1 protein-coding gene is annotated in these 743 nt (G+C 30.4%); it reads right to left on the bottom strand.

Annotation, left to right across the window (positions count from 1 at the left end; genetic code table 11):
• On the bottom strand, positions 1–743 hold a 743-nt coding region (locus CQA69_RS09020), incomplete at both ends, for a Cj0814 family flagellar-dependent secreted protein (RefSeq protein ID WP_407924077.1).

Below are 743 nucleotides of genomic sequence, written 5' to 3'. Positions count from 1 at the left end.
TTGTATCTATATCGTTAATTTCTGCTCCTTGAACTACAACTTCATCACTAAGTTTGAGATTAAAACTATTCATAGCTTTTCTTACTTCTTCTTCACTCATAGATTTATCAAAGCCTGTTCTTTTGCCCCATCGTGTAGTTTCACCTTCTACAGTATAGAGATTTTGATTTACTATAGCTACTAAAAGTCCACCTTTGGTTATAGTGCCATCTGGATTTCTATATTTACTTGAGGTAGTGTCAAAAAATACACCTGTAATAACATTTTCTTTTCCACCATTGTTATTATTAAAAATATCAATAGCAGGTTTTGCTTTCATAGTATTCTCATAAGAATTAAAGAACAAACTTTCTATTTTTGTGTCTGTTTTGTTATCATAATCAAAATTCATCTCACCGTTAAGAAAATCTTGTGCAGAATTATATATCTTGGTTACTTCCATACTTTGACGATTATATTCATAACCTTGTGGGAATTTTGCTATTTCATCAAGTGTGAAACTATCTTTAGAATTTAAGACATCTTCACCCACTACTTGACTTAAAATCTTATAAGCATTTCCTATGGTTTTAGCTATGTCTATGCTTTCAAAGGTACTATCTAAACCTTTTTTAGTCCATACTCTCACCAAACTTTCCATAGTGCTAGAATGAATTTTTATATCTTCAGGAATTCCTGCTGCTTTGTTAAACTCACTGGTAAAATATCCATCTTTATCTACTTCATAACCTAATACTTTATTA

Origin of the sequence: Campylobacter estrildidarum (assembly GCF_005406205.1) — a bacterium.
Classification (GTDB): Bacteria; Campylobacterota; Campylobacteria; order Campylobacterales; family Campylobacteraceae; genus Campylobacter_D; species Campylobacter_D estrildidarum.
The sequence above is the reverse complement of the archived record's forward strand: the minus strand, read 5'-3'. Positions and strand labels throughout refer to the sequence as shown.